Raw genomic sequence first — 1,502 nt, 5'->3', positions numbered from 1 at the left:
GGAGCGGCCATCCACCTCGACGATGCTGCATTCGAAAACGTCACCATTGTCGAAGACCGCATTGCCATGGTTCGCGATGCCGACGTGGTGCTATGTGTGCAGCCGCCCGCGCTGGAGGTGGTGGCCGCGATGCAAGAGGGCGCAATCCTCATCTCTTTCATTTACGCCCAGAACCAGCCTACCCTGGTGCAGCGCCTGCTGGATAAAAAAATCACCTGCTTTGCGATGGAGCGGGTGCCGCGCATCAGCCGGGCGCAGGCGATGGACGCGCTGTCGAGCCAGTCCGCCCTGGCAGGTTATTACGCGGTGCAGCTGGGTGCCACCAATTTGGCGCGGGTGTTACCCAAAATCACCACCGCAGCAGGCTCGCTAGGGCCTGCACATGTATTGGTGATGGGCTTGGGTGTGGCAGGGTTGGAGGCAATTGCCACGGCCCACCGACTCGGTGCCATTGTGGAGGGATATGACGTTCGTCCCGAGACGCAAGAGCAAGCACTTTCGCTAGGTGCCAGCTTCGTTGATACCGGGGTGGACGCAACCGGTAAAGGTGGCTATGCCCGCGAACTGAGCGCTGAAGAAAAATCCAAAGTTGCAGCCGCTTTGACGGCGCACATCCAGAAGGCAGACCTGGTGATTACCACCGCCGCCATTCCCGGCAAAGCCTCTCCCAAACTCATCAGCCACGCGCAAGTCGCGGGCATGAAAGTCGGGGCTGTGATTGTGGACCTGTCTGCCGAGGGCGGCGGCAACTGCGAGGACACCTGCCCCGGGGAAACGGTACGGGTCGGCCAGGTGAGCATCCTGGCGCCGCTGAACGTGGCATCTTTACTGGGTAAAGACGCGAGCGAGCTGTATGCCAAAAACCAATACAACCTGCTGGCTTTGATGCTGAAAGACAACGTCATCACTATCGACTGGAGCGACGAGATTCTCGCCAAGACGGTGCTCACGCATGCGGGTCAAAACAAATCGCTGGGCATTCCACAGCACGCATTGGCATGAGCCGTAACAGGACTCCCTTATGACTTTCTCCATCGGCATTTCCGGCTTCGTCGCCCTGTATATCTTTCTGCTCGCAGCCTTTGCCGGCTGGGTGATCATTGGCCGGGTTCCGGCCATTCTGCACACACCCCTGATGTCGGGCTCGAACTTCGTGCACGGGATTGTGGTCGTCGGCGGCATTTACGCGCTGCTGAACGCGAGTTCCGTACAAGAGCAAGTGCTGGGCTTTGTGGCGGTGCTACTGGGCGCGGGCAATGCAGCGGGTGGCTATGCGGTAACAGACCGCATGCTGGCCATGTTCAAGACCAGCGGCCACGCCGCAGTCCACGGCAAGGTCAAACGCCTGCCGGCAAAGAAACATTGAGACCCGCACTATGCCCATCTTTGTCTTTCAGCTTGCCCAACTTGGCATTGTTGCCGCCGATCTCACTGCTGCATTGATGTTCCTCTACGGCTTGCACCGCATGGCATCTCCTGTCACTGCGGCGTCAGGCATCTTT

The 1,502-nt window shown here is 59.3% G+C and carries 2 protein-coding genes; both read left to right on the top strand.

Annotated features, from left to right (window positions below):
• Positions 1–1,002, top strand: a 1,002-nt coding sequence (locus ABI213_RS08455; protein WP_348026724.1) for an NAD(P) transhydrogenase subunit alpha, incomplete at its 5' end; no start/stop codon positions are given.
• A gap of 19 nt (positions 1,003–1,021) precedes the next feature.
• Positions 1,022–1,366: an NAD(P) transhydrogenase subunit alpha gene (locus ABI213_RS08450; protein ID WP_348008105.1), complete on the top strand. Its 345-nt coding sequence runs from the start codon at positions 1,022–1,024 to the stop codon at positions 1,364–1,366.
• The last annotated feature ends 136 nt before the right edge of the window (positions 1,367–1,502 follow it).

This window comes from Rhodoferax sp., from assembly GCF_039922535.1.
GTDB lineage: Bacteria > Pseudomonadota > Gammaproteobacteria > Burkholderiales > Burkholderiaceae_C > Rhodoferax_B.
Note: the sequence above shows the minus strand (reverse complement) of the source record. Positions and strands in the feature narration are given on the sequence as shown.

Bases quoted from the DNA above. Each gene is read 5' to 3' on its own strand.
- ABI213_RS08450 (WP_348008105.1), top strand. From the start codon at position 1,022: ATGACTTTCTCCATCGGCATTTCCGGCTTCGTCGCCCTGTATATCTTT.